The organism is Rhizobium leguminosarum bv. viciae, assembly GCF_012276115.1.
Taxonomy (GTDB): domain Bacteria; phylum Pseudomonadota; class Alphaproteobacteria; order Rhizobiales; family Rhizobiaceae; genus Rhizobium; species Rhizobium leguminosarum_T.
Map to the genome: position 1 here is coordinate 64,929 of NZ_WIEU01000025.1, position 22,388 is coordinate 87,316.

The 22,388-nt window shown below is 62.4% G+C and carries 25 protein-coding genes; 15 read left to right on the plus strand and 10 right to left on the minus strand.

Annotated features, from left to right (window positions below):
- Positions 1-9 precede the first annotated feature (9 nt).
- The 5 genes from GFM02_RS29885 to GFM02_RS29905 form a co-directional block, all read right to left on the minus strand.
- The gene (locus GFM02_RS29885; RefSeq protein ID WP_168323654.1) at positions 10-2,292 is read right to left on the minus strand and encodes a PAS domain-containing hybrid sensor histidine kinase/response regulator; all 2,283 of its coding nucleotides are present in this window, start codon (positions 2,290-2,292) and stop codon (positions 10-12) included.
- Positions 2,293-2,347: 55 nt separating this feature from the next.
- The gene (gene lspA, locus GFM02_RS29890; RefSeq protein ID WP_168323655.1) at positions 2,348-2,851 is read right to left on the minus strand and encodes a signal peptidase II; all 504 of its coding nucleotides are present in this window, start codon (positions 2,849-2,851) and stop codon (positions 2,348-2,350) included.
- Positions 2,848-3,708, minus strand: a complete 861-nt coding sequence (locus tag GFM02_RS29895; RefSeq protein ID WP_025392911.1) for a TrmH family RNA methyltransferase — start codon at positions 3,706-3,708, stop codon at positions 2,848-2,850. The genes lspA and GFM02_RS29895 overlap by 4 nt, the downstream gene beginning before the upstream one ends.
- Complete coding sequence (locus GFM02_RS29900) at positions 3,705-4,802, minus strand: class I SAM-dependent methyltransferase (RefSeq protein ID WP_168323656.1); 1,098 nt, start codon at positions 4,800-4,802, stop codon at positions 3,705-3,707. The genes GFM02_RS29895 and GFM02_RS29900 overlap by 4 nt, the downstream gene beginning before the upstream one ends.
- 187 nt (positions 4,803-4,989) lie before the next feature.
- Positions 4,990-5,637: an NUDIX hydrolase gene (locus GFM02_RS29905; RefSeq protein WP_168323657.1), complete on the minus strand. Its 648-nt coding sequence runs from the start codon at positions 5,635-5,637 to the stop codon at positions 4,990-4,992.
- 68 nt (positions 5,638-5,705) lie between these two features.
- On the opposite strand from GFM02_RS29905, the gene GFM02_RS29910 reads away from it, so the two are divergent.
- Together GFM02_RS29910 and GFM02_RS29915 are read left to right on the plus strand one after the other, a co-directional pair.
- A complete protein-coding gene (locus GFM02_RS29910) occupies positions 5,706-6,161 on the plus strand; it encodes an SRPBCC family protein (RefSeq protein ID WP_168267698.1) in 456 nt (151 codons plus the stop codon).
- A gap of 37 nt (positions 6,162-6,198) precedes the next feature.
- The gene (locus GFM02_RS29915) at positions 6,199-6,633 is read left to right on the plus strand and encodes a GNAT family N-acetyltransferase (protein WP_168268307.1); all 435 of its coding nucleotides are present in this window, start codon (positions 6,199-6,201) and stop codon (positions 6,631-6,633) included.
- Positions 6,634-6,685: 52 nt separating this feature from the next.
- Here GFM02_RS29915 and GFM02_RS29920 read toward each other — a convergent pair whose 3' ends face one another.
- The 3 genes from GFM02_RS29920 to sppA all read right to left on the minus strand — a co-directional run bounded on the left by GFM02_RS29920 (position 6,686) and on the right by sppA (position 8,458).
- Positions 6,686-7,018 (minus strand): LapA family protein, encoded by a 333-nt coding sequence (locus GFM02_RS29920; protein WP_017958728.1) that lies wholly within the window; start codon positions 7,016-7,018, stop codon positions 6,686-6,688.
- A 160-nt stretch (positions 7,019-7,178) separates the two neighbouring features.
- Positions 7,179-7,478: an integration host factor subunit beta gene (locus GFM02_RS29925; RefSeq protein WP_003544934.1), complete on the minus strand. Its 300-nt coding sequence runs from the start codon at positions 7,476-7,478 to the stop codon at positions 7,179-7,181.
- 29 nt (positions 7,479-7,507) lie between these two features.
- Entirely contained in the window at positions 7,508-8,458 is a 951-nt protein-coding gene (gene sppA, locus GFM02_RS29930; protein WP_168323658.1) for a signal peptide peptidase SppA, read from the minus strand.
- 225 nt (positions 8,459-8,683) lie between these two features.
- On the opposite strand from sppA, the gene lptC reads away from it, so the two are divergent.
- From lptC to ptsN, 7 genes are all read left to right on the plus strand, one after another.
- Positions 8,684-9,349 (plus strand): LPS export ABC transporter periplasmic protein LptC, encoded by a 666-nt coding sequence (gene lptC / locus GFM02_RS29935; protein WP_017958730.1) that lies wholly within the window; start codon positions 8,684-8,686, stop codon positions 9,347-9,349.
- 15 nt (positions 9,350-9,364) lie between these two features.
- Positions 9,365-10,003: an LptA/OstA family protein gene (locus GFM02_RS29940; RefSeq protein ID WP_168323659.1), complete on the plus strand. Its 639-nt coding sequence runs from the start codon at positions 9,365-9,367 to the stop codon at positions 10,001-10,003.
- A 40-nt stretch (positions 10,004-10,043) separates the two neighbouring features.
- Positions 10,044-10,820: an LPS export ABC transporter ATP-binding protein gene (gene lptB, locus GFM02_RS29945; protein ID WP_003556077.1), complete on the plus strand. Its 777-nt coding sequence runs from the start codon at positions 10,044-10,046 to the stop codon at positions 10,818-10,820.
- 173 nt (positions 10,821-10,993) lie between these two features.
- Positions 10,994-12,553, plus strand: coding sequence for an RNA polymerase factor sigma-54 (gene rpoN / locus GFM02_RS29950; protein WP_027666156.1), 1,560 nt, complete (start codon positions 10,994-10,996; stop codon positions 12,551-12,553).
- A gap of 138 nt (positions 12,554-12,691) precedes the next feature.
- Complete coding sequence (locus GFM02_RS29955; protein ID WP_205930526.1) at positions 12,692-13,606, plus strand: DMT family transporter; 915 nt, start codon at positions 12,692-12,694, stop codon at positions 13,604-13,606.
- 292 nt (positions 13,607-13,898) lie between these two features.
- Positions 13,899-14,474 carry a ribosome hibernation-promoting factor, HPF/YfiA family gene (gene hpf / locus GFM02_RS29960; protein ID WP_020048217.1) on the plus strand — a complete coding sequence of 192 codons (576 nt, stop codon included), beginning with the start codon at positions 13,899-13,901 and terminating at the stop codon, positions 14,472-14,474.
- 70 nt (positions 14,475-14,544) lie between these two features.
- Positions 14,545-15,009: a PTS IIA-like nitrogen regulatory protein PtsN gene (gene ptsN, locus GFM02_RS29965; RefSeq protein ID WP_017995882.1), complete on the plus strand. Its 465-nt coding sequence runs from the start codon at positions 14,545-14,547 to the stop codon at positions 15,007-15,009.
- A gap of 224 nt (positions 15,010-15,233) precedes the next feature.
- On the opposite strand, the gene GFM02_RS29970 is transcribed toward ptsN, so the two are convergent.
- Positions 15,234-16,133: a ribokinase gene (locus tag GFM02_RS29970; protein WP_168323660.1), complete on the minus strand. Its 900-nt coding sequence runs from the start codon at positions 16,131-16,133 to the stop codon at positions 15,234-15,236.
- 196 nt (positions 16,134-16,329) lie between these two features.
- Positions 16,330-17,556, minus strand: coding sequence for a DNA recombination protein RmuC (locus tag GFM02_RS29975; protein ID WP_168323661.1), 1,227 nt, complete (start codon positions 17,554-17,556; stop codon positions 16,330-16,332).
- Positions 17,557-17,762: 206 nt separating this feature from the next.
- Between GFM02_RS29975 and GFM02_RS29980 the strand changes: the two genes are divergently transcribed.
- The 6 genes from GFM02_RS29980 to truA all read left to right on the plus strand — a co-directional run bounded on the left by GFM02_RS29980 (position 17,763) and on the right by truA (position 22,387).
- Positions 17,763-19,259: a globin-coupled sensor protein gene (locus GFM02_RS29980; RefSeq protein WP_168323662.1), complete on the plus strand. Its 1,497-nt coding sequence runs from the start codon at positions 17,763-17,765 to the stop codon at positions 19,257-19,259.
- A 96-nt stretch (positions 19,260-19,355) separates the two neighbouring features.
- The gene (def, locus tag GFM02_RS29985) at positions 19,356-19,871 is read left to right on the plus strand and encodes a peptide deformylase (RefSeq protein ID WP_168323663.1); all 516 of its coding nucleotides are present in this window, start codon (positions 19,356-19,358) and stop codon (positions 19,869-19,871) included.
- Positions 19,872-19,936: 65 nt separating this feature from the next.
- Positions 19,937-20,197, plus strand: coding sequence for a FitA-like ribbon-helix-helix domain-containing protein (locus GFM02_RS29990; RefSeq protein ID WP_020048222.1), 261 nt, complete (start codon positions 19,937-19,939; stop codon positions 20,195-20,197).
- On the plus strand, positions 20,194-20,613 hold the full coding sequence (locus GFM02_RS29995) for a type II toxin-antitoxin system VapC family toxin (protein ID WP_131662992.1): 420 nt from the start codon (positions 20,194-20,196) through the stop codon (positions 20,611-20,613). The genes GFM02_RS29990 and GFM02_RS29995 overlap by 4 nt, the downstream gene beginning before the upstream one ends.
- Before the next feature lie 20 nt (positions 20,614-20,633).
- Positions 20,634-21,569: a methionyl-tRNA formyltransferase gene (gene fmt, locus GFM02_RS30000; protein ID WP_168323664.1), complete on the plus strand. Its 936-nt coding sequence runs from the start codon at positions 20,634-20,636 to the stop codon at positions 21,567-21,569.
- On the plus strand, positions 21,569-22,387 hold the full coding sequence (gene truA / locus GFM02_RS30005) for a tRNA pseudouridine(38-40) synthase TruA (protein WP_168323665.1): 819 nt from the start codon (positions 21,569-21,571) through the stop codon (positions 22,385-22,387). Before fmt ends, truA begins: the two co-directional genes overlap by 1 nt.
- The last annotated feature ends 1 nt before the right edge of the window (position 22,388 follow it).

The window sequence follows — 22,388 nt, forward strand, 5'->3', positions numbered from 1 at the left end:
CCGAGGCACTCATCGCGCCTCTGCTCGGCGGGCGGAAAGGGCGGCAACCGCCTGAACTTCGGTCAGCAGCCGCACCGGATCGACCGGCTTTATCATGACGCGATTGGCGCCGTTGAGCAAGACTTGGCGGCGTGATTCGTCGCTCTTGTCGGCGGTCAGTACGATCACCGGCACCGGGGCGAGATCGAGCCGCCGCTCGTGGCCCCGCAGGCGTCCCAGCATGTCGATGCCGTTGCCGCCGGGCATCGAGAGATCGCTGATGATGATATCGGGCCGGGCATTGGCCTCGCAGAGCGCGCAGTCGAGCAGTGTCTCGAAATCTTCGACATGGCGCACCTTATGCCCGCCCTTTTCCAGAACGACACGCACCAGCATGGCATTGATCGGATCGTCTTCGCCGAGCAGGATGCTGAGCCCGCTGGCGGCAACCAGCGTCTCCGCCACCGAAAGCCCGAAACCCGGCTGGTTGTCGTTCAGCGCGTCGCGCTTCTCCATGCCGCGCATGCGCCCGCGCAGCACGTCGATCAGCGACTGTTCGCGCAGCGGCCGGATCAGCCAGGCATCGAAGAGGTCGAGCGGATGCGCGCTGCGTTCTTCCGGGTTGACGAGCAGCACCTTGCGCAGGCCAAGTGCGGCGATTTCGGCGCGATCGGCAAGATGGGCGGAAAATTCCGCCGACATGCGATGGTCGATGATGATGTCGGTCGGCCGCCGTCCGCCCTTTGCCAGCTCGAGCAGCGTTGCCCGCGCCGTCTCGCCGTCGCCGACGAGATGGCAGAGGCCGCCGAGCGCAGTGATCGTTTCGGCGATGGCAGTGCGCGCCGCACCCGCCGGCGCCAGCAACACGACGCTGTTGCCGGCAAGCAGCGTATTTCGCCGGTCGGGGCGCTCGCTGCCGATATCGACAGGGAAGCGGATGGTGAATTCGCTGCCTCTGCCCATTTCGCTGGCAACCGTCAGCGCGCCGTTGAATTCGCGCATGATGCGGGCGGAGATGGCAAGACCGAGCCCGGTGCCGCTGCTCTTGTCGGCTACGCTCCCGCCCTGCTCGAACTCGCCGAAGACGCGCGCCTGCTCCTCCGCCGTCATGCCGGGACCGCTGTCGGTCACGGTGATCGAGAGGTCGTCGCCGTCGAGCGACACGCGGATGAAGACGCCGCCGACCTGGGTGAACTTCACGGCGTTGCCGATAACGTTGAACAGAACCTGGCGCAGCCGCGCCGGGTCGAAGCTCATATTTTCGGGCACGTCGGATGATACGGTGGCGCCGATCTCGATACCCTTTTCATGCGCCCGGTGGGCAAGCATCTCGACGACGCTTTCCAGAAGCTTGCGCAGCGATTCCGAGCGCGGGTGCAGCGCGAAGCGGCCGACCTCGATGGTGGAGAAATCGAGCAGATCCTCGACGAGTTGCGTCAATGCATGGCCGGACTGGCGGATGCTCGCGAGATAGTTCTGCTGTTCCTGCGTCAGCCGCGTCTCGGCGATCAGATGCGTCATGCCGAGGATGCCGGAAAGCGGCGTGCGCACCTCGTGGCTGACGGTGGCAAGCAGCCTCGACTTGGCGGCGCTGTTATACTCGGCCTTCTGGCGGGCCTCCTCGCGGCCCTGCGCGATCAGCCGCTCGTCGGTCACGTCGCGGGCAACGCTCTGCAGCAGCAGGCGGCCGTTCGCCGGGTCGCGGGTGACGACATCGCGCCAGAGGAAGATGCGCTGGCCCTCCGGCGTCGAAATCTCGACATCGTAGCAATGCGGTACCGGGCCGGGGCGGAAGGCAATCCCGATCTCCTCGCAGGTGCGTCCTTCCGGACGCAGCCGCCCGGTCAGGCGGCGAAAAGTGTCGTTGGCGGAGATGATGCGCCGGTCCATGGTGCGGCCAACTGTGATGTCGCCGAGCACGTCGTGCACGTCGGCGAACAGCTTTGCGCCGGCGTTCCAATCCGGCATGGGTTGACCGGGACGCTGCCCGGCCCTGCGCGAGTGAACCAACAGCAGGGCATAACTGGCGATGACGGCAAGGCCAAGAACGACGAGACCGCCAGAAAGCAGCAACGGATCGCCGGCATGGGCAAGCAGCATCAGGATCGTTGCGGCAAGAAGCCCGGCGCCGCCAAGCCAGTAGAACAGCAGGCGCCGTGTCGGTGCCGGCCCGCGCTGGGGGTCATCGGCGCCCCGGGGTGCGGCTGCGATGGGCCGTGGGGAAAAGACCTCCATCCGCTTCTCAAGCGGCTTGGCGGCGGGTCCACCGAAGGCGGCGGACAATCTTTCCTGCAACTGTCCCAGGTTCTGCATGCTATCTGGCTAACATGAGGCCCGTTCCGAATGCCTTCAGGATTTCGATAAGATTTTAGCGGCCGGCTTTTTTCGGCAAAAGCAGCTCGTCGAGAATGACGCAGCCGGCCCCGATGGTGATGAAACTGTCGGCGAGATTGAAGACCGCGAAGGACCAGCTCTCGGTGTAGAAAAGAATATAATCGATCACATGCCCATAGGCGAAGCGGTCGACGAGATTGCCGATCGCGCCGGCGATGATCAGCGCATAACCGAGATGGGCGATCCAGCGATCCTTCGCCGTGCGGTACCACAGCCAGATGACGAAGGCGACGATGATGAGCCGCATGCCGACGATGAACCAGCCGTCCATGCCTGATAGCATCGAAAAGGCGACGCCGAGATTATAGGTGCGGTAGAGCGCCAGCATCGGAACGACGGGCACCGCCTCCTGCAGCGGCAGGTAATGATCAACGGCGATCTTGACGGCCTGGTCGATCAGAACGGCGACGACGATGAAGAAGAGGATCGGTGCCGGGCGCGAAAACAGCGCCGAGCGTGCATGCGTCTGTTCGGTCATTTGCCCTCGGCAAGTGAGAGGAGATGGCGGCGCGCCTCGAAAAGCATGACGGCGGTGGCGACGGCGAGGTTCAGTGAATCGGCGCGGCCCTGCTGCGGAATGCGGGCAAGCGCGTCGGCCTCCCTGGCCAGCTGCTCGGGCAGGCCGGATTGTTCGTTGCCCATCAACAGCACGACGGGCTTTTTCCGGTAGTCGATCGTCCGGTAATCGACCGCGCCGGCAAGATGCGTCGCGACGACGGAAACGCCGGCCGATTTCCTCCAGGCGATGAATTCCTCAGGCGTCGCCCGCGCCACCGGAACGGCAAAGACCGAGCCCATGGTTGCCCGCACCGTTTCGAGCGAGAAGGGATCGGTCGTTTCTCCGAGAAGTATGATGCCGGAAGCGCCTGCCGCATCGGCCGTGCGGATGATGGTGCCGAGATTGCCGGGGTCGCGTACCCGATCGAGCGCCACCCATGTCTCGCCCTCGCTCGGTCGGATACCCTTCAGCGGCGTCCAGCGCTGCTCGAAGATGCCGACGACCATCTGCGGATTGTCGCGGCGGGTGATCGAGGCGATCACCTTTTCGCTGACCTCGAGCACCAGCCCGCCCGAGGCGACGGTCTTTGCCGCCATCTGCTCGACCAGCGGCTTGCCCTTGGCGGCCTTGGCATAGACCAGCGTGCGGATCGCCCAGCCGAGTTCGATCGCATCGATGACGAGCTTCAGTCCTTCGGCCAGGAAAGTACCGCTTTCCTCACGCGACTTCTTGTTCGTCAGCGCCTTGATATCCTTGATGATCGGATTGGCGAGCGAAGTGACTTCCTTCACCTGTCCGACCCTGCGCGGTCCCTGATCGTGGAAGTCCTTGCTCATTTCGGCACCCAGCGGGAAAAGAGGGAGGTGGAAAGCGCGCGGCCCTGCGTCTTGCCGTCGGTGCCGGCTTCGCGAATCACCAGCTCGCCGGATTCGACCACACCGCCGGCGCCCCGCATCGTCTCGCGCATCAGCTCGTGGATCGAATAGAAGCTGGCGCGGATCGAATAGGCCGTCAGCACCAGGCCCACTGCCTTCGGCGACAGGATCTCGCGGCAGACATCGAGCATCAACGGCAGATGCTCGAAGAGATGCCAGACTTCGCCATTGGGGCCGCGGCCGAATTTCGGCGGGTCGGTGAGGATGATATCGTACTGGCTGCCCCGGCGTTCCTCGCGCAGGATGAATTTCATCGCATCCTCGCAGATCCAGCGGATCGGCAGCTTCTCCATGCGCCCGAGCGCCTGGTTCTCCCGCGCCCAGCCGATCGCCTTCTTCGAGGCGTCGACATGGGTAACCTCGGCGCCGGCTGCGGCGGCAACCAGCGAAGCGACGCCGGTATAACCGAAGAGGTTCAGCACTTTCAGCGGCCGGCCGGCCTTTTCGACCTGATCCTTCATCCAGCTCCAGTGGACGATCTGTTCGGGGAAGACGCCGACATGGCGGAAGGAGGTGAAGCGGCCGAGGAAATCGACGCCGAGCAGGTTGAGCGGCCAGGTCTCGCCGAGTGCCTCCTTCGGGAAGCGCCAGCGGCCGGTGCCTTCCTCGTCGGTGTCGCCGGTGAAGGCGGCATCGACCTTTTCCCAGACTTGGGGCGCCAGAGAAGGCCGCCACAGCGCCTGGGCTTCCGGGCGGATGATGCGATAAGGGCCGTATTGCTCGAGCTTTTCGCCGTTGCCGCTGTCGATCAGATGGAAGTCGCCGGCCCCGAGCGATTCGAGGATGACGGGCACGCGCTCGGTCGGGCGCTCGCCGCTGCGTATCATTAGAGGACGCGCGACGGCGGCAGGCACAGCAGCCTCGCGCACCACCTCACGGGTTGCCGCGGGCCGCGCGACCGGCTTCGGCGGCCGGCCTGCCCTATCGTCCCTGCGGCTTTCACCGGAAGGACCTGATGTTTTCTTCTGGCCCGGCCGGCCTTCTCTCTGTTTCAACGTGCTCTTCCGCGTCTCTGTCGGGGTGTCTTATCGGCTTTGCGTCGGCTGCAGGCCCCGCGCGTCTTTTGAAACGCGCAAAGCGCGCTGCGGCACTTTGAATATGCAGTAGCCCAGAAAAGCGGGGCGGATCAACTGCGCTGCCGGCCAGCCCGGGCAAGCGGACAGGGTTTTCCCGGCGCGGCGCCTATTTCAAGCTCTCGGAGGCCTGTGTGCGAAGCCAGCTTTCCGCTGCGTAGAGGGCTGCCACATGCATAGACTGCATGATGACCGCGCCGGACTGCAACTCGGCGAGGATGGCAGCAAGATCCGCAAACAGCAGCTCAACCTTCTCTCCGGGGTCGAAAGACGGTTCGCCGGCTCGGCTGAGACCGAGCGCCAGCCAGCTCGTCACCACGTTGCTGTGGTTGGCGGCATTCGGATAGGAGGTGAGCAGCTTGACGAAGGTCGAGGCTTGATAGCCGGTCTCCTCCCGGAGTTCGCGCTGGGCCGCCGCCATCGCGGCATCGCGGGTCTTGCTGTCGCCGGGTTCGAGGCCGCCGGCAACGAGGCCGAGCACGATTTCGCCGCGGCCATGCCGATATTCCCGCGTCAGCAGCACGCGTCCGTCGGGCATCACAGGGATGACGTTGATCCAGTCGGGATAGTCGAGCACATGGAAGGGCGCGACGACGGTTCCATCGGCGGTGATGCAATCGTCGCTCCGGACGCGGATCCAGCGATCCTCATAGGTGATGCGGCTTGCCGTCACGCTCCAGGGCTTCAGTTTGTCGTTCATCGGCCCATCCCCTATGTGTGTCAGATGTGTGTCAGATCGCAACCCGGCAGATAACATCCCGTGCCGCCTTGGCAAAGCGCTTTCCCGCTGGGATAAGATGAGCGAATCGAAGATGGGGCCATCGAATGGATTTCACCGGCGAAGAACGCATCGCCGCGCCGCGGGACGTCGTCTGGGCAGCGCTCAACGATCCCGAGATCATGCGCGGCTGCATTCCGGGCTGCCAGGGCATCGAGCGGCTGTCGCCTGATGTCTTCGAGGCGACGATCAAGGTCAAGTTCAGCCTGCTCTCTGCCACCTTCCATGGGCTGCTGACGCTTTCCAATGTCGATGCGCCGAAGAGCTATACGCTATCGGCCGAAGGCAAGGGCGGTCTTGCCGGCTTCGCCAGGGGCAGCGCCGACATCGTGCTTGAGGAAAGGGGCGCCGAGACGATCCTGCACTACCGGTCGAAGGCCGAACTCGGCGGCGGGCTCGCCCAGCTCGGCGCCCGCCTGCTCGATTCGGCCTCGCAGAAGCTCGCCGAAGGGTTCTTTTCGGATTTCAATGCCGCCGTCGTCGCGAAGATGGCGGCCGGTTAGGCTTGGCGCGGGCGGAGGGTTTGTTTAAATCGGCACCATAATGTGGACCATCAGGCCGCCGCGGGCGGAAGACCAAGACGTGCTTGCGGAGATTTACCTTTCCGTGCGCCGCGAAACATTCGTCTGGGTCGATCCGGGCAAATTCCATCGCCAGGATTTCGCAGCCCATACCAATGGCGAAACGGTCTTCGTCTGCGCGCATGAAAGCGGCAGCGTCGCCGGCTTCCTGTCGCTTTGGCCGGAGGACGATTTCATCCACATGCTCTACCTAAAACCGGAATTCCAGGGTCAGGGCGCAGGCACGGCGCTGCTGCACGCCCTGCCGGAATGGCCGCAGCACCGGTATCGGCTGAAGTGCCTGGTGAAGAACCGGCGGGCAAAGGCGTTCTACCTCGCCCACGGTTTCCGCGTGACCGGCAACGGCGCGTCGCCGGAGGGCGACTATGAGGAACTGAGCTTTTTTCCGGTTTGACGGCCGCCGAAAGCCGGCCGCCGAACCCGAGCCAATCGAATACCGACCAGTTTTACCGCGCCGGCAGCTGCCCGGCGATTTCCTCGGCGCGGTTCTTGTGGCGGTCGGCCTCGCTTTGCCAGCGGATGGCTTCCTTGGCCTCGGTGCGGGCGCGCTTGCGGTGTTTGCCCTGGCTGAACCAAGTGGCGGCCGCCCCGATCAGCATGCCTGTGATCAGCGCGACGACCAGGAAGACGAAGAAGGGCGCGGAAACTGCAAGCACCTGGTCTTCCGGCCGGAACGGATTGAAGGCGAGCGTGACGCTCTGCCGGTTGGCGACGCAGAAGACGATGAGGATGACGCCGAGCGGCAGCAGAATCAAAAGGTTGACGATCTTCTTGGCCATTTGAGGTCTCCACGCGGCAGATTGCGCCGGTCTTTTTGAAGGGCGCGTTTCATGCTTGCAGCGCCACGCATCTTTGTAAGACGCGGAAAGCACGATGCGCTACCAGAATAGGAAAACGGCCCTCGAGTTCAAGTGCGGTTTCGCCGCAGGCAGCGACGGCTCAATCCTCTTCGTCGGCCTGGCCGGGATTAAGCCGCTCGCGCAGCTCCTTGCCGGTCTTGAAGAAGGGAACCCACTTCTCCTCGACGAAGACGGTATCGCCGGTCCGCGGGTTGCGGCCGGAGCGCGAAGGGCGGTTCTTGACCGAAAAGGCGCCAAAGCCGCGCAATTCGACTCGGTTACCCGCAGCCAGTGCATCCGTGATCTCGTCGAGAACCGCGTTGACGATATTCTCGACGTCGCGGTGATAGAGATGCGGGTTGCGTGCCGCAACAATCTGCACCAATTCGGACTTGATCACTTTCGCCCCCTTAAATTATTGATTTCTTATCAATCGTGGCCAACCTGCCAAACTGAAAGCAGCCCGTCAAGAAGCAACTTTGGGGGCAGGATTCCATTGATATCCTGGGTTTTCATGAGATCATCATAACCGAAGATCGTAATCAACCGAGAAACAGCCCCAGCGAGCAGAAAGGGCGTATTGCTCTTCTTGTCCCAGTCCACCATCGGCAGATCGCTGTCGACGCCGCGTGACGTCAGATAGGCGCGGATTTCAGCCTCGCCGCCGATTGCATCGACGAGTTTCGCCTTCAGTGCCTGACGGCCGGTAAAGATCGTGCCGTCGGCCAGTTTCAACACCTCGTCGCGCGGCAGCTTGCGCCGGTCGGCGACCAGGTCGACGAACCAGTTATAGCTGTCGACCACCATATTGCGGATCATCGCCTTGGCTTCCTCGCTCGCCTCGTGGAAGGGCGAGGGCTCGGCCTTCAGCGGCGAGGACTTGATCTCCTGCAGCGAGACGCCGATTTTGTCGAGCAGCGGCTGGATCTGCGGATACTGAAAGATGACGCCGATTGAACCGGTAATAGAGCTGTCGCCGGCAATGATCGTATCGCCGGCGGTGGCGATCATGTAGCCGGCGGAGGCGGCAAGCGTGCGCACGTCGGAGACGACAGGTTTCTTGGCTGATATCGCACGGATCGCCTTGAAGACTTTTTCGCCGCCATAGGTCGTGCCGCCGGGCGAGGAGATCGAAATCACCGCTGCCTTCACCTGGTCGCTGGTCTCGACCTTCTTCAGCCGCTCAAGAAGCTCGTCGTCATCGACGATCAGCCCGGATATCGTCACATGGGCGATGTGCGGGCGCTGCGTCCCGGCATCGCCGAGAGCAAAGCGGTAGAAGGCGAAACCAAGTGCCACGACGAGGGCCACTGCGACGAGGCGCCAGAAGCCAAGCTTGCGGCGCAGCCGCCGGCGATCGGCGATCATCGAACTGTCCATAGAAACCTCCAGCGCTGGCACCGGCTTCGGCATGCCGCCGATCGATCCGGTGAAATAGGGTGGCAGCGGCCCGTACGAATGCCACTTTTCAATGTTTTTCCATTTTGTTGCTTGTTGCAGAAAAAATTCCATATTGGCAAGCCAATGTAATAATGCGAAACGAACTGTGATTGGCGGCCGGCTTTGTTATCGAGGCGCGGCGATCACCGCACATGGACGAGGCTTATGCTCGATACCCTGAAGAACAACGGACATGCCGCCTATTCAGGGTCCGGCAGGAGTGCTTATGGCGATGCGTTGTTCCATTCCGCCCGCGTGCGGCGGCTGAAGATATTGCTGCCTGTGGCAGCCCTCATCATCGCGGCGAGCCTCACCGCGGTGGCGTTGGTCAGCATCTATCTGCCCGAGAACATCAAGATGGAAGGCGCCAAGATCGAGAACGGCAAGGTCGTGATGGAAAAGCCGGCGATATCAGGCCGCAATTCCGACGGCATCAATTATTCGATGCTGGCCGAAAGGGCGCTGCAGGATATCCGCAATCCCGATCTCATCACCCTCGAAACCATCAAGGCCGCCGTCCCGATGAATGACGGTCTGATCGCCCGCGTCGTCGCCTCGACTGCCGATTACAATCGCGCCACCGACAACCTGCATATGACGGCTCCCTTCACTCTGGTGCTGAGCAGCGGCCTCAATGCGAATTTCCAGTCCGCGCAACTCGACATCAAGGGCGGAAACATGCGGAGCGACGACCCCGTCACCATCACCAAGGACAATGCCTCCATTGTTGCGAAGACGCTTCAGATAACAGATAAGGGGCGGGTGATCACATTCGAGGGGAATGTTCGCATGAATGTCGATCCATCCACCATCCATAAACAGGGCACTTAACCAGCCGGGTCATCCATGACAAAAGATTGTCGCATTTCCACTTGCAAGACAGGCATGGCATTCATTGCCGGCGCATTTGCCCTTATTCTGACGGCCACGGGCGCCGGCGCGCAGGCGACGGCGACGATGCCGGGCATGAAGCTGTCCAACGACCAGCCGATCCAGATCGAAAGCGACAAGCTGGAGATCCACGACCAGGAACACACCGCGCTCTTCACCGGCAATGTCAAGGTCGTCCAGGGGACGACGACGATGCAGTCCGGCAAGATGACCGTCTATTACAAGGACAAGGCGGCAAAGCCGGCCGCTGACGGCGCGCAGCCCGCAGCGCAGCCGCAGCAGTCGGCCTCGCTTGCATCGGGAAGTGCCGATATCGACAAGATCCTGGTGACGGACAAGGTCTTTTTGAGCTCGGGCACGCAGACGGCGACTGCCGATGATGGCAATTTCGACATGGCCTCGCAGACATTCATCCTCACGGCGGATGAGGGGAATAAAGTTATTCTGTCGGACGGGCCGAACGTCTTCACCGGCTGCAAACTGACGGTTCACATGCAGACTGGCCAGGCGCAGCTTGAAAGCTGCGGCGGGCGTGTCCAGATTCAGCTCGATCCGAAATCGCAGCCGAATGCGCAGCAGCAGAAGCAGAACTGAGAAGCCGGCCTCCCACGTGAAATTATCATCGCTATCCACCATGTTCGGCAAGCCCGGGCCACAAGCTGCGGGCGCTGCCGACAAGAGCCGCTATCAGGGAACGCTGATCGCACGGGGTCTGACGAAGACCTATGCGACGCGGCGCGTCGTCAACGGCGTCTCGCTGGTGGTGCGCCGTGGCGAGGCCGTCGGCCTGCTCGGCCCGAACGGCGCCGGCAAGACCACCTGTTTTTACATGATCACCGGCCTGGTGCCGGTCGATGAAGGCACGATCGAGATCGACGGCAACGATGTCACGACCATGCCGATGTACCGCCGCTCGCGCCTCGGCGTCGGTTATCTGCCGCAGGAAGCCTCGATCTTCCGCGGCCTGACGGTGGAAGAAAATATCCGCGCCGTCCTCGAAGTGCATGTGAAGGACAAGGCCGAGCGCGAGCAGAAGCTGAACGAGCTGCTGGAAGAATTCCATATCCAGAAGCTGCGCAAAAGTGCCGCCGTCGCCCTGTCCGGCGGTGAGCGCCGCCGCCTCGAAATCGCGCGTGCGCTTGCGACCGACCCGACCTTCATGCTGCTCGACGAGCCCTTTGCCGGCGTCGACCCGATCTCGGTCGCCGACATCCAGAATCTCGTTCACCATCTGACGGCACGCGGCATCGGCGTTCTTATCACCGACCACAATGTGCGCGAGACGCTGGGCCTTATCGACCGCGCCTACATCATCCATGCCGGTGAGGTGCTGACCCATGGCCGGGCGAACGACATCGTCAACAATCCGGAAGTGCGCCGGCTCTACCTCGGCGACAATTTCAGCCTCTGACGCCGGATCCGGATGATTTTAGGCCGGATCGGCAGAAATTCACCGTGCCGTCATAGTTCCGCTTGACCAAATACAATAAAAAAGCAATTTTTGGGCCAACTTGGATTTCCGTGGCCTGAAGCCTTGATCGGACGCGGTTTCCCGGAGGAATCGAGGGGAGTTTCGCGTCCGTCATGGCACTGTCCGCCAATCTTTTCCTGCGCCAGACCCAGTCCCTGGTGATGACACCGCAACTGATGCAATCCATCCAGTTGCTGCAGATGACTCATTTCGAACTCAACCAGTTCATCGCCCTGGAAGTGGAGAAGAACCCGCTGCTCGAATTTCCGTCGAATGACGGCGAGGCGGGCGGCGAACGCGGCGATGCCGAAGATGGAGAGTATGCTCATCAGCCCGAGGATGCCGGCTCCGACGATGGCTATGACAACCGCGCCGAGGCGCTCTCCAGCGACTGGTATGACAATGGCGGCAGCGCCAGCACCAGCCGGCTGAACGACGAACTCGACGCCAATTACACCAATGTCTTTCCTGATGACGGTGCCCCGCAGCGCCTCGATGCGCCGGAGCTTGTCAGCCAGTGGAAGTCGATGCCGGGCAGCGGCGAGGGCGCCGACTACGATCTCGACGATTTCGTCGCCGGCCAGGTGTCGCTGCGCGATCATCTCGCTCAGCAGATCCCCTTCGTCCTGCCTGACATGGCCGACCGGCTGATCGCGCAGAATTTCGTCGACCAGCTCGACGACTGCGGTTATCTGCAGGCCGATATCGTCGAGGCGGGCGAGAGGCTGGGCACGAGTCTCGCACAGGCCGAGCGCGTGCTCGCCACCCTCCAGAGCCTTGATCCGCCCGGTGTTTTCGCCCGCAGCCTCGCCGAATGCCTGGCGATCCAGCTCAGGCAGAAGGACCGATACGACCCGGCCATGCAGGCTCTGGTCGAAAACCTCGAACTGCTGGCCCGGCGCGATTTTGCCACGCTGAAGCGGCTCTGCGGCGTCGACGAGGAAGATCTTCTCGACATGCTCGGCGAGATCCGTCAGCTCAATCCCAAGCCTGGCAGCGGCTTCGAAGCGGGTGTTTCCGAAGCGATCACGCCGGATGTAGTCGTCAGGCCCGCCTCGGACGGCGGCTGGCTGGTCGAGCTCAATCCGGATACGCTGCCGCGCGTGCTGGTCAACCAGTCCTATTTTTCCCGTGTGACGAAGAACGGCGAGGACCACGCCTTCCTCTCCGATTGCCTGCAGAGCGCCAACTGGCTGACGCGCAGCCTCGACCAGCGGGCAAAAACCATCATGAAGGTGGCAAGCGAAATCGTCCGCCAGCAGGACGCCTTCCTGCTGCACGGCGTCGATTACCTGCGCCCGCTGAACCTGAAAACGGTCGCCGAGGCGATCAAGATGCATGAATCCACCGTCAGCCGCGTCACGTCGAACAAATATATGCTGACGCCGCGCGGCCTCTTCGAACTCAAATATTTCTTCACCGTCTCGATCAGCGCCGTCGCCGGCGGCGACAGCCATTCGGCCGAGGCCGTGCGTCACAAGATCCGTGCGCTGATCCTGCAGGAGAGCCCGGAGGCGGTGCTTTCCGATGACGATATCGTCGACATGTTGAAGAAGGGCGGCGTCGATCTCGCCCGCCGCACCGTTGCGAAATACCGGGAGGCAATGAACATCGCCTCTTCGGTCCAGCGCCGCCGCGAGAAGCGGGCGCTCGCCAAGGTCGCAGGCTTCTGACGCAGCAATGCTTCGACCTCGATCGAAGCATCCGGCCCGCAAATCCCGTTATTCCTCTCCAGCGCCGCGCGTCTTTTCAGACGCGCAATGGCGCTGCAACCCTTTGAATTGTCTTCAACGAAGATCGAAATACCGACCATGAAGCCGCAAAATTCCAACCTTGCCAGGGAGCTTTTCCTGCTGCTGGTGCTGGCGACCCTCTGGGGTTCCTCCTACAGCTTCATCAAGATCGGCGTCGAAACGATCCCGCCGATAACGTTGATCGCCGCCCGCACGCTGATTGCCGGCGGCATTCTGCTGGCCGTCCTGCGCCACCGGCGTGTTCGTCTGCCGCGCGATCGTGCGACCTGGCGGCGGTTCTTCGTTCAGGCCGGTCTGAACAGCGTCGTCCCCTTCACGCTGATCGCCTGGGCGGAACAGTCCGTCGACGCCGGATTGGCGGTCATCCTGAATTCGGCAACGCCGATCTTCACTTTCCTGCTGGCGGTGCTGATCACCCGCCATGAGCAGGTGACGCTGCGACGGCTTTTCGGCGTCATGGCCGGGCTTGCCGGCATCTGCCTCGTCATCGGCGTCGAAGCGCTCGGCGGTCTCGGTGAAAACCTGATGGCGCAGCTTGCCATCATCCTGGCGACCATCTGTTATGCAGGTGCCGCGATTTTCAGCAAGAACTTCAAGGGGCTCGATCCCGCAGTGCCGGCGGCCGGCTCGTTGATTTCAGGCGCGGTCATTCTCTTGCCGATGAGCCTCGTCGTCGATCGGCCGTGGGAGCTCGATCCTTCGGCGGCATCGCTGCTGGCGCTGCTGGCCCTCTCCGCCTTTTCGACGGCGCTTGCCTTTACGATCTATTTCCGCCTCGTCCAGACGCTGGGTTCGGTCGGAACTACCGCGCAAGCCTATCTCAGAGTGCCGATCGGTGTTGCGATCGGCATCGTCTTCCTCGGCGAAAGGCTGAGCCCGACAGCCTGGATCGGACTCGTCTGCGTCATATCAGGTGTCGCCGCCATGACGATCCCCGCAAGAAGGGGCGCAACGCAAGCGCGAAACGCGTAAAGTGGATGGGGTGACGATCGGCGGTATACCCTGGCCAACAAGGTATCCGCCACACGTTTACCGAGTGCTGCCGATGGTGATTTGGCGCCCTATTGACTTTTCGGCAAGCTCTGGCTAGAAGCCCGCCGCAATCGACGCCGTGAACGGCGTCTGGAGTTATCCCCAGCATCAGAAGGGCACCAAGGACCCGCAGGCCTAAGCCGATCTTGCTTGAGATTGTGCGAAGTGCTTGGATGAACCTGAGGCTTGGCGTAAACTGATACCCGCAAACGACCATAAGAAGGGAAACTCCATGAGTGTGCGTGTATCCGGGAAACATATGGAAATTGGTGAATCCTTCCGTCAAAAGATCGAGGACCAAATTGGTATGGCCATCACGAAATACTTCGACGGGGGATATTCCGGCCAGGTGACCGTGGAAAAGGCGAGTTCTCGTTACTCAGCGGATTGCAAGCTGCATCTCGACAGCGGGGTAGTGCTGCATGCAGCCGGCGAGGCGACCGACCCGCAATTGGCTTTCGACGCCGCCTCCCAGCGGATCGAAAAACGGCTGCGGCGATACAAGCGCAAGCTGAAGGACCATCACGCTGGAAGCCATCTGAATGGTTTTGCAGAGGTCTCCTACACGGTCATGGATTCCGTTCCAGATCACGATGATGAAATCGCCGACGATTTCTCTCCGGCGATCGTCGCTGAAAGCACGAAGCAGCTGAAGACCATGTCGGTCGCGACCGCCGTGATGGCGCTCGACATGACCGACGAGCCGCTTCTCCTGTTCCGCAGCCCCGGCAAGGAACATCTGAACATCGTTTACCGTCGGCACGACGGAAATATTGGCTGGATCGATTCAGCCAGTATCAAAGGCTGAGATCAGGGTGGTGAGCGGCGGTATTGCCGCCGCTCCTTAGATTTGATCCCGGCGACAGAAGGAAAAAGAAATGGCATTGGCAGATTTGCTCCATCAGGATGCGATCATTCCCGCCCTCAGAGTAAATTCCAAGAAACAGTTGCTTCAGGAATTGGCTGCAAGAGCCTCCAGGATCACCGGGCTTTCCGAACGGGAGATTTTCGACGTCATCCTGCAGCGCGAACGCCTGGGCTCGACCGGAGTCGGCAACGGCATCGCCATTCCCCACGGCAAGCTGGGAAACATCCATTCGATCGTCGGCATCTTCGCCCGGCTGGAGCAGCCGGTCGATTTCGAGGCGCTGGACGACCAGCCGGTCGATCTCGTGTTCCTGCTACTTGCGCCGGAGGGCGCGGGCGCTGATCATCTCAAGGCTCTGTCGCGTATCGCCCGCGTGCTGCGCGATCACGATCTGGTGGCCAAGCTGCGCGCCACCGATTCCGCCTCGGCGATCTATGCCTTCCTTAACGAGGAGCAGACGTCGAACGCTGCCTGACGCGCGTCGCGCGATAACGCATTAATTCTCGAATGCAAAAGGCGCCGGGTCTCCCAGGCGCCTTTTGCATTGAAGAGACTGAGCGGAACTTGTCGAGCAAACCCGGTGCCGGCAGGCGGATGAGCTGCCGGCACCGCGTTGACCCATCAGGCCACAGTCTCCGCGGTCCCATCACTATACGAAACAACACATCGGCGCCTGTCGCCGTCCATCCCTTCAAGATTTCATATCCTGTCTGCGACTTCCTCGCTCAAGGGGATCGAAGGTTGCGCCCCGGCCTTGAGACAGGCGAGCGAACCGGCAACCGCCGCGCGGCGCAGCGCCGAGACAAAATCGAGGCCATCGTCGAGGCTGGCGGCGAAATAGCCGCAGAACGTGTCTCCCGCGCCGACCGTATCGACAGGTTCGATCTTGAGACCCTGCGCTCGTGAAATCGCCCCGTCGCGAATGGCGATGACCCCATCGGCGCCAAGCGTCACGATCAGCGTCTGGCCGGTCTCCGTATGCAAGCGCGTAAGGGCGGCCTCGCGCGCTTGCGCGTCCATGCCCTCCTGCCCGGCGAGCCGTTCGAACTCGGTCTCGTTGGCGATGACGATATCGGCGAGCCGGCCGAGACGCGGCGCATCGGGGATCAGCGGCGCGAGGTTGAGGATGCTGGTGACGCCCTTGGCGCGGGCGGCCGACAGCGCGCGTTCGACGGCAGCAGCCGGAACTTCGAGCTGCAGCATCAGGATATCGCCTTCGTTCATGCGGCCGATCGCCGTCTCGGCATCGGCAGGCGTGACCTGGCCATTGGCGCCGGGAACGACGGCAATCATGTTTTCGCCGTCGCCGCCGACCAGGATCAGCGCCGTGCCGGTCGGACCGTCGACATGTTTGATCAGGGAAAGGTCGGTGCCTGCAGCATCGAGCAGGGCCAGCGCCTCCGCAGCGAAGGCATCCTTGCCGACGGCGCCGGCCATATGCACGTAGCGGCCGGCGCGGCGCGCTGCCAGCGCCTGGTTGGCGCCCTTGCCGCCGGCGGCCGTGGCAAAGCCGTTGCCGGCCACCGTCTCGCCGGGCTTCGGCAGGCGCTCGGTCGTGGCGATGAGATCCATGTTGATGGACCCGAAAACTGTGATCATGAATGTGTCCTGTCTTCTAGAGCATGATGCCGAAAAGTGTGAGCGGTTTTCGGACGACATCATGCTCTAACGATACAATGTAGAACAGGATTCAGATTTGAGGCCGACCCGGCCTAAAATCTGAATCCTGTTCTGGAGCATGCGGGCGAAATCATGCTCCTACTGTTTCATGCGGGCGCGACCCTGCCCGAACCGGTCACTCCTCGTCAACCACCCGCAGCTTCAGAAGACCGGTGCGGCTTTCCACCGACTTGGCCGCGGCTTCGCCGTCGCGGGTGGGCTTGGCCTCGCCGCCGCCTGCCTCGAATTCCAGCGCTTCGATCCTGGCGCCGCGCCTGGTGAGCTTGTCGGCTGACGTGACCACCATGTCGATATCCTTCTGCGCCATGGCGAAATGGCCTTGCAGCTTGCGCACCCGCTCGTCGAGGCGGCTGAGATCGTCCATCAGAATCGCCACCTCGCCCTGGATCAGATGCGCCTGCGCCCGCATACGCTGGTCCTTGAGCACGGCCTGGATGACCTGAATCGACAGCATCAGCAGCGACGGCGAGACGATGACGATGCGGGCGCGGTGCGCCTTCTGCACCACCGGCTCGAAATTCTCGTGGATCTCTGCGAAGATCGATTCGGACGGCACGAAGAGAAAGGCCGTATCCTGGGTTTCGCCCTGGATCAGATATTTCTCGGAAATGTCCCTTATATGGACCTCCATGTCGCGGCGGAACTGCTGGCCGGCGATTTTGCCGGCCTCGGGGCTGCCGGCGTCGCGGATCGCGTTCCAGGCTTCGAGCGGAAATTTTGCGTCGATCACCAGCGGCGGCGCGCCGTTCGGCATACGGATCGTGCAGTCCGGCCGCGAACCGTTGCTGAGCGTCTGCTGGAAGGCGTAGGCGCCCATCGGCAGGCCGTCGGCGACGATCGTTTCCATCCTGGACTGGCCGAAGGCGCCGCGCGTCTGCTTGTTGGACAGAATGGCCTGCAGCCCGACGACATCCTTGGCAAGCGTCTGGATATTGTTCTGCGCGGCATCGATGACCGCCAGCCGCTCCTGCAGCCGCTGGAGGTTCTCATGCGTCGATTTGGTCTGCTCGGTGATCGTCGAGCTGACGCGCTGCGACATGCCATCGAGGCGTTGGCTGATCGTCTGGTTGAGCTCGCTCTGCCGCGCGCCGAAGACCTCGGTCATCGCCGCGATGCGGCCCTGCATCTCCACCTGGATCTTCAAAAGCTCGGCCATGCGCGCTTCGTTTTCCTGAGCACGAAAGCTCGCTTCCTCCGCCTGCTCGCGGCGAAGGCTGGCGCCGCGCAGCAGAAGCACGATTACCAGCAGGGCGAGGGCGGCGAGAACGCCGCCGACAAGCGCCAGCATGGCCGGGTTGATCGAGGCAAGGGCAAGGGCGAGCGATTCGGAATGGACGGTCATGTCGCAAGCATAACAGAAGAAATGGCGATATATAGATCAAAACGTGAACGGAATGAGCCGCCCTCATTATCCTCGCAAGCGACCGCTCTTCCTCGCTCGGGGAGAAGAAATCGCCGTCCGATTTAACGATTGCTCAACCATATTGGCCAAAACCTGCGGCGCAGAAATTCCTTCCCACGTGCGTCGCGCCAAGTACAGAGATCTCCATGACCGCCCAGCAGACCGACAGTGCCCTCAGGCAGCGCCTCGATTTCATCGAACTGGATGAGGCGGCGCGCAAGTCGATGCGGGATCTGCGCCCTGTCATATCAGAGCTGATCGGCGGCGCCCTCGATAAATTCTACGCCAAGATCGCCAAGACCCCGGCTGTCGCAGGCTTCTTCGCCGATAAGACCCATGTCGGCCATGCCAAGAAGCGCCAGCAGGATCATTGGGCCAATCTTGCCGGCGGCGCGTTCGACGAGAGCTATGTCGACGGCGTGACCGCGGTCGGCCGCACCCATGCCCGCATCGGGCTGGAGCCGCGCTGGTATATTGGCGGTTACGCCATCGTCATGTCCGAGCTCGTCAAGGGCATCATGGAGAAGCAGTGGCCGTCGATCTTCGCGCGCCGAGAGGGCAAGGCATTGGCCGAGAAACTGTCGGCCGTCATCAAGGCTGGCATGCTCGACATGGATTATTCCATCTCGGTCTATCTCGAGACGCTCGAAGCCAAGCGCCGTGCCTTGGAAGAGGAGCGTGCTCAGGCCGAATCCGATCAGGCGATCGCGCTGGAGCAGCTGCGCCGCGGTCTCGAAGCGCTGTCGAACGGCGATCTCGAAGCCACCCTGCCGTCCGACCTGCCTGGCAATTTCCGGCAGATGGCCGAGGACTACAACCGCGCCGTCAGGGCGCTAAGCCAGTCCTTTGCCTCCGTGCGCGAGACCTCCGGCCATATCATGAGCGGCGCCGATGTCATTTCCAATGCGACCAACGATCTGGCGCTGCGCACTGCCCAGCAGGCGGCAGGCGTCGAGGAGAGCTCGGCCGCTCTGCAGCAGCTGTCCGTCAGCGTCGGCCAGACGGCCGCCAATGCAGAAAAGGCGTCGGACGCCGTGCGCGAGACGCAGCAGAAGGCGAAGAACTCCGGCGAACTCGTCACCAGCGCCGTCTCGGCGATGGCCGGCATCGAGAAATCCTCGACCGGGATCTCCAAGATCATCGGCGTCATCGATGAGATCGCCTTCCAGACCAATCTGCTGGCGCTGAACGCCGGCGTCGAGGCGGCCCGTGCCGGCGATGCCGGTAAGGGTTTTGCCGTCGTCGCCCAGGAAGTCCGCCAGCTCGCCCAGCGCACCGCGGAAGCGGCCAAGGAGATCAAGAACCTGATCTCGCAGAGCTCGACCCAGGTCAATCAGGGCGTCGGCATCGTCTCCAGCACCGGCGAGGCGCTGAACGACATGATCAGCCGCATCGACATCATCAACCGGTTCGTCGCCGATATCGCCGCCGCTGCCCGCGATCAGGCGACCGGCGTCAACGAGGTCAGTATCGCCGTCCGCAACATGGGTGCGATCACCCAGCAGAATTCGGACATGGTCGAGCACTCCTCGGCGGAAACCCGCCGCCTGAAGGACGAGGTGGAGACCCTGATCGAGCTGCTGCGGCGTTTCCGCGCCCGGCCGGAGGGCCGTTCTGCCGGTGCTGCCCGACGGGCGGCCTGAGGCTCTATGGCGAAATTCCAGGCGGGGATGCAAAAAAGCGTATTCCCCGGCTGCCGGATAATTCCATAGTCGGAAAAGATGGGTTATGGGAACGCCATGACCATCAAGCCACTCATCATTCTTCCCGATCCCGTTCTCCGCCAGCTGTCCAAGCCGGTCGAGCGGGTGGATTCCGACCTGCAGCGTCTTGCCGACGATATGCTGGAAACCATGTACGACGCGCCGGGCATCGGCCTTGCCGCGATCCAGGTCGGCGTGCCGCGCCGCATGCTCGTCATCGACATCGCGCGCGAGGGCGAGGAAAAGCAGCCGCAGGTCTTCATCAATCCGGAGATCGTCAAATCTTCCGACGAGCGTTCCGTCTATGAGGAAGGCTGTCTTTCGATTCCGGATTATTATGCCGAGGTCGAGCGCCCGGCCACCGTCTCGGTCAAATATCTCGACCGGAACGGCAAGGAACAGACCGTGGAAGCCGATGGTCTGCTCGCCACCTGCCTGCAGCACGAGATCGACCACCTGAACGGCGTGCTCTTCATCGATTACATTTCGCGGCTGAAGCGGGAGATGGTGATCAAGAAGTTCACCAAGGCGGCGAAGTCCAAGGCGCTCTGACGCTGCGTTGAAAATTCAACGGCGAGGCACTATGATATCACTGATATCATGATGGAGGTACCGAAATGGGCGACCTGCTTATTCGAGACGTTCCGGATGCGATGAAGCGGCAACTTCAGGAAAGCGCGCAGCGCAATGGCCGCAGCCTTTCGGAAGAGGCGATCGAAATCATGCGCCGACAGATTGCGGCGCAGCGCTCAGGAGCTTCCGCCGGCCAGCGCCTGCGCTCGCTGATGGGTGACGAAAGATTGAGCGAAGATGAAGTGGAGGCCATAGCCGCATCTCGGCACGAACGCGACCGCGAACCGCCGCGCTTCGACCCATGATCGTTCTCGATACGAATGTGATTTCCGAAATGCAGGGGAGGACCCACAGCGATCGGATATTGAACTGGCTGGACGCCTACGACGTCGAGACGCTTTTCCTGACGACGATTGCCGTCGCGGAAATGCGTTACGGTCTTGAACTCCTTGATGATGGCAGGCGAAAGACAGCGCTGGTGTCCGACTTCAATCGAATCGAGTCGGAATTTGCCGGCCGCATACTCGGTTTTTCCCTGAGTGCTGCACATCGCTACGGCCTGTTGGCCGCCGAACGCAGAAAGGCGGGGCGGCCGATGGAAACGAAGGATGCTATGATTGCCGCCATCTGCCTTGCAAACGGCGCGACGCTTGCGACCCGCAATAGCCGAGATTTCGAGGGGCTTGATCTCAAGCTCGTAAACCCGTTTGAAGACGGTTGATCCTCAGTTGGCGAGATAAAATGTCTCTTCGCATCATCTTCATGGGAACCCCGGAGTTCTCGGTTCCGACCCTGCGCCTGCTCGTCGATGCCGGCCACAGGATCGTTGCGGTCTATACGCAGCCGCCACGGCCGGGCGGGCGGCGCGGCCTCGATCTGCAGAAATCGCCGGTGCATCAGGCGGCCGAACTGCTCGGCCTGCCTGTCTTCACCCCGGTCAATTTCAAGGACCCCGAGGAGCGCGAGAGGTTTCGGGACCTGAAGGCCGATGTCGGCGTCGTCGTTGCTTACGGATTGCTGCTGCCAGAGGCGATTTTGAACGGCACAAGGGATGGCTGCTACAACGGCCATGCCTCGCTGCTCCCGCGCTGGCGCGGTGCTGCTCCCATCCAGCGGGCGATCATGGCGGGCGACGCAAAGACCGGCATGATGGTGATGAAGATGGACAAGGGTCTGGATACCGGCGCCGTCGCACTAACCCGCGAGGTCGAGATCGGCCCAAACATGACAGCTGGCGAACTGCACGATCGGCTGATGCTCGTCGGCGCCAAGGCGATGGCGGAGGCCATGGTGAAACTCGAAATGAACGACCTGCCGCTGACGCCGCAGCCGGGAGAGGGCGTGCTTTACGCCGCCAAGATCGACAAGGCCGAGACCCGCATCGATTTCGCCCGCGATGCGCGGGATGTGCACAATCACATCCGCGGCCTGGCGCCATTCCCGGGCGCTTGGTTCGAGCTTGAGATTGGTGGCAAGCCGGAGCGGGTAAAGGTGCTCGGATCCGAACTGGCTGAAGGTCAGGGTGCAGCCGGGCAATCGCTGACGGATGATCTCGTGGTTGCCTGCGCTTCGGGCGCTGTGCGGCTCACCAGGCTGCAGAAGGCCGGCGGCAAGCCGCTGGCGGCGGCCGATTTCCTCAGGGGCACGCCGCTTGCGGCGGGCACGAGGCTTTCCTGATGCCGCGTTTCCGCATGACCGTCGAATATGACGGCGGCCCCTATGTCGGCTGGCAGCGGCAGGAGAACGGTCCCTCGGTGCAGGGAGCGATCGAGGCCGCGGTGCTGTCGCTGACCGGCGAGACGGTGTCGGTCCGCGGCGCCGGACGCACCGATTCCGGCGTCCACGCCATGGGGCAGGTGATCCATGCCGATCTTTCGAAGGACTGGTCGCCCTACCAGCTGCAGAATGCCTTGAACGCGCATCTGAGGCTTGCCGGCGAGCGCGTCTCCATTCTCGACGTCGAGGCGGCTGCCGAATTCTTCGATGCCCGCTTTTCGGCGCTGCGGCGCCATTACCTCTATCGCATCGTCAGCCGCCGGGCGCCGCTGGCGCTCGAAGCCGGCAAGGCCTGGTGGGTGCCGAAGGTGCTCGATCACGAGGTCATGCATGCCGCCGCCCAGAGGCTGGTCGGCCGGCACGATTTTTCCACCTTCCGCGCCGCCCATTGCCAGGCAAACAGCCCGGTGCGCACGCTCGACCGGCTGGATGTGACGCGCAATGGCGAGCTGATCGAGATCGGCGCCACGGCGCAGAGTTTTCTTCACAACCAGATCCGTTCCTTCGCCGGCACGCTGAAGCTCGCCGGCGAAGGCAAATGGACGCCTGATGATGTTGAGGCCGCGCTTGAAGCGCGCGACCGCAAGGCCTGCGGCCCCGTGGCGCCGCCGGACGGGCTCTATTTCATGCAGGTGGATTATCCCGACGTCATCCCCGATCGCCGAAGACTGGTCGCCGATACCGATGCCAATGACGGGAATGCTGACGATCCCTCGTAAA

What these genes read in the sequence shown, in the direction of transcription:
- lptC (WP_017958730.1), top strand. Translation starts at nt 8,684, where the DNA reads ATGCTCGATACCCTGAAGAACAACGGACATGCCGCCTATTCAGGGTCC.
- GFM02_RS29975 (WP_168323661.1), bottom strand. Translation starts at nt 17,556, where the DNA reads ATGACCGTCCATTCCGAATCGCTCGCCCTTGCCCTTGCCTCGATCAAC.
- fmt (WP_168323664.1), top strand. Translation starts at nt 20,634, where the DNA reads ATGTCTCTTCGCATCATCTTCATGGGAACCCCGGAGTTCTCGGTTCCG.
- GFM02_RS29940 (WP_168323659.1), top strand. Translation starts at nt 9,365, where the DNA reads ATGACAAAAGATTGTCGCATTTCCACTTGCAAGACAGGCATGGCATTC.
- GFM02_RS29990 (WP_020048222.1), top strand. Translation starts at nt 19,937, where the DNA reads ATGGGCGACCTGCTTATTCGAGACGTTCCGGATGCGATGAAGCGGCAA.
- GFM02_RS29895 (WP_025392911.1), bottom strand. Translation starts at nt 3,708, where the DNA reads ATGAGCAAGGACTTCCACGATCAGGGACCGCGCAGGGTCGGACAGGTG.
- GFM02_RS29905 (WP_168323657.1), bottom strand. Translation starts at nt 5,637, where the DNA reads ATGTTATCTGCCGGGTTGCGATCTGACACACATCTGACACACATAGGG.
- GFM02_RS29955 (WP_205930526.1), top strand. Translation starts at nt 12,692, where the DNA reads ATGAAGCCGCAAAATTCCAACCTTGCCAGGGAGCTTTTCCTGCTGCTG.
- lptB (WP_003556077.1), top strand. Translation starts at nt 10,044, where the DNA reads ATGTTCGGCAAGCCCGGGCCACAAGCTGCGGGCGCTGCCGACAAGAGC.
- def (WP_168323663.1), top strand. Translation starts at nt 19,356, where the DNA reads ATGACCATCAAGCCACTCATCATTCTTCCCGATCCCGTTCTCCGCCAG.
- truA (WP_168323665.1), top strand. Translation starts at nt 21,569, where the DNA reads ATGCCGCGTTTCCGCATGACCGTCGAATATGACGGCGGCCCCTATGTC.
- rpoN (WP_027666156.1), top strand. Translation starts at nt 10,994, where the DNA reads ATGGCACTGTCCGCCAATCTTTTCCTGCGCCAGACCCAGTCCCTGGTG.
- GFM02_RS29980 (WP_168323662.1), top strand. Translation starts at nt 17,763, where the DNA reads ATGACCGCCCAGCAGACCGACAGTGCCCTCAGGCAGCGCCTCGATTTC.
- GFM02_RS29885 (WP_168323654.1), bottom strand. Translation starts at nt 2,292, where the DNA reads ATGCAGAACCTGGGACAGTTGCAGGAAAGATTGTCCGCCGCCTTCGGT.
- GFM02_RS29970 (WP_168323660.1), bottom strand. Translation starts at nt 16,133, where the DNA reads ATGATCACAGTTTTCGGGTCCATCAACATGGATCTCATCGCCACGACC.
- lspA (WP_168323655.1), bottom strand. Translation starts at nt 2,851, where the DNA reads ATGACCGAACAGACGCATGCACGCTCGGCGCTGTTTTCGCGCCCGGCA.
- GFM02_RS29910 (WP_168267698.1), top strand. Translation starts at nt 5,706, where the DNA reads ATGGATTTCACCGGCGAAGAACGCATCGCCGCGCCGCGGGACGTCGTC.
- sppA (WP_168323658.1), bottom strand. Translation starts at nt 8,458, where the DNA reads ATGGACAGTTCGATGATCGCCGATCGCCGGCGGCTGCGCCGCAAGCTT.
- hpf (WP_020048217.1), top strand. Translation starts at nt 13,899, where the DNA reads ATGAGTGTGCGTGTATCCGGGAAACATATGGAAATTGGTGAATCCTTC.
- GFM02_RS29920 (WP_017958728.1), bottom strand. Translation starts at nt 7,018, where the DNA reads ATGGCCAAGAAGATCGTCAACCTTTTGATTCTGCTGCCGCTCGGCGTC.
- ptsN (WP_017995882.1), top strand. Translation starts at nt 14,545, where the DNA reads ATGGCATTGGCAGATTTGCTCCATCAGGATGCGATCATTCCCGCCCTC.
- GFM02_RS29995 (WP_131662992.1), top strand. Translation starts at nt 20,194, where the DNA reads ATGATCGTTCTCGATACGAATGTGATTTCCGAAATGCAGGGGAGGACC.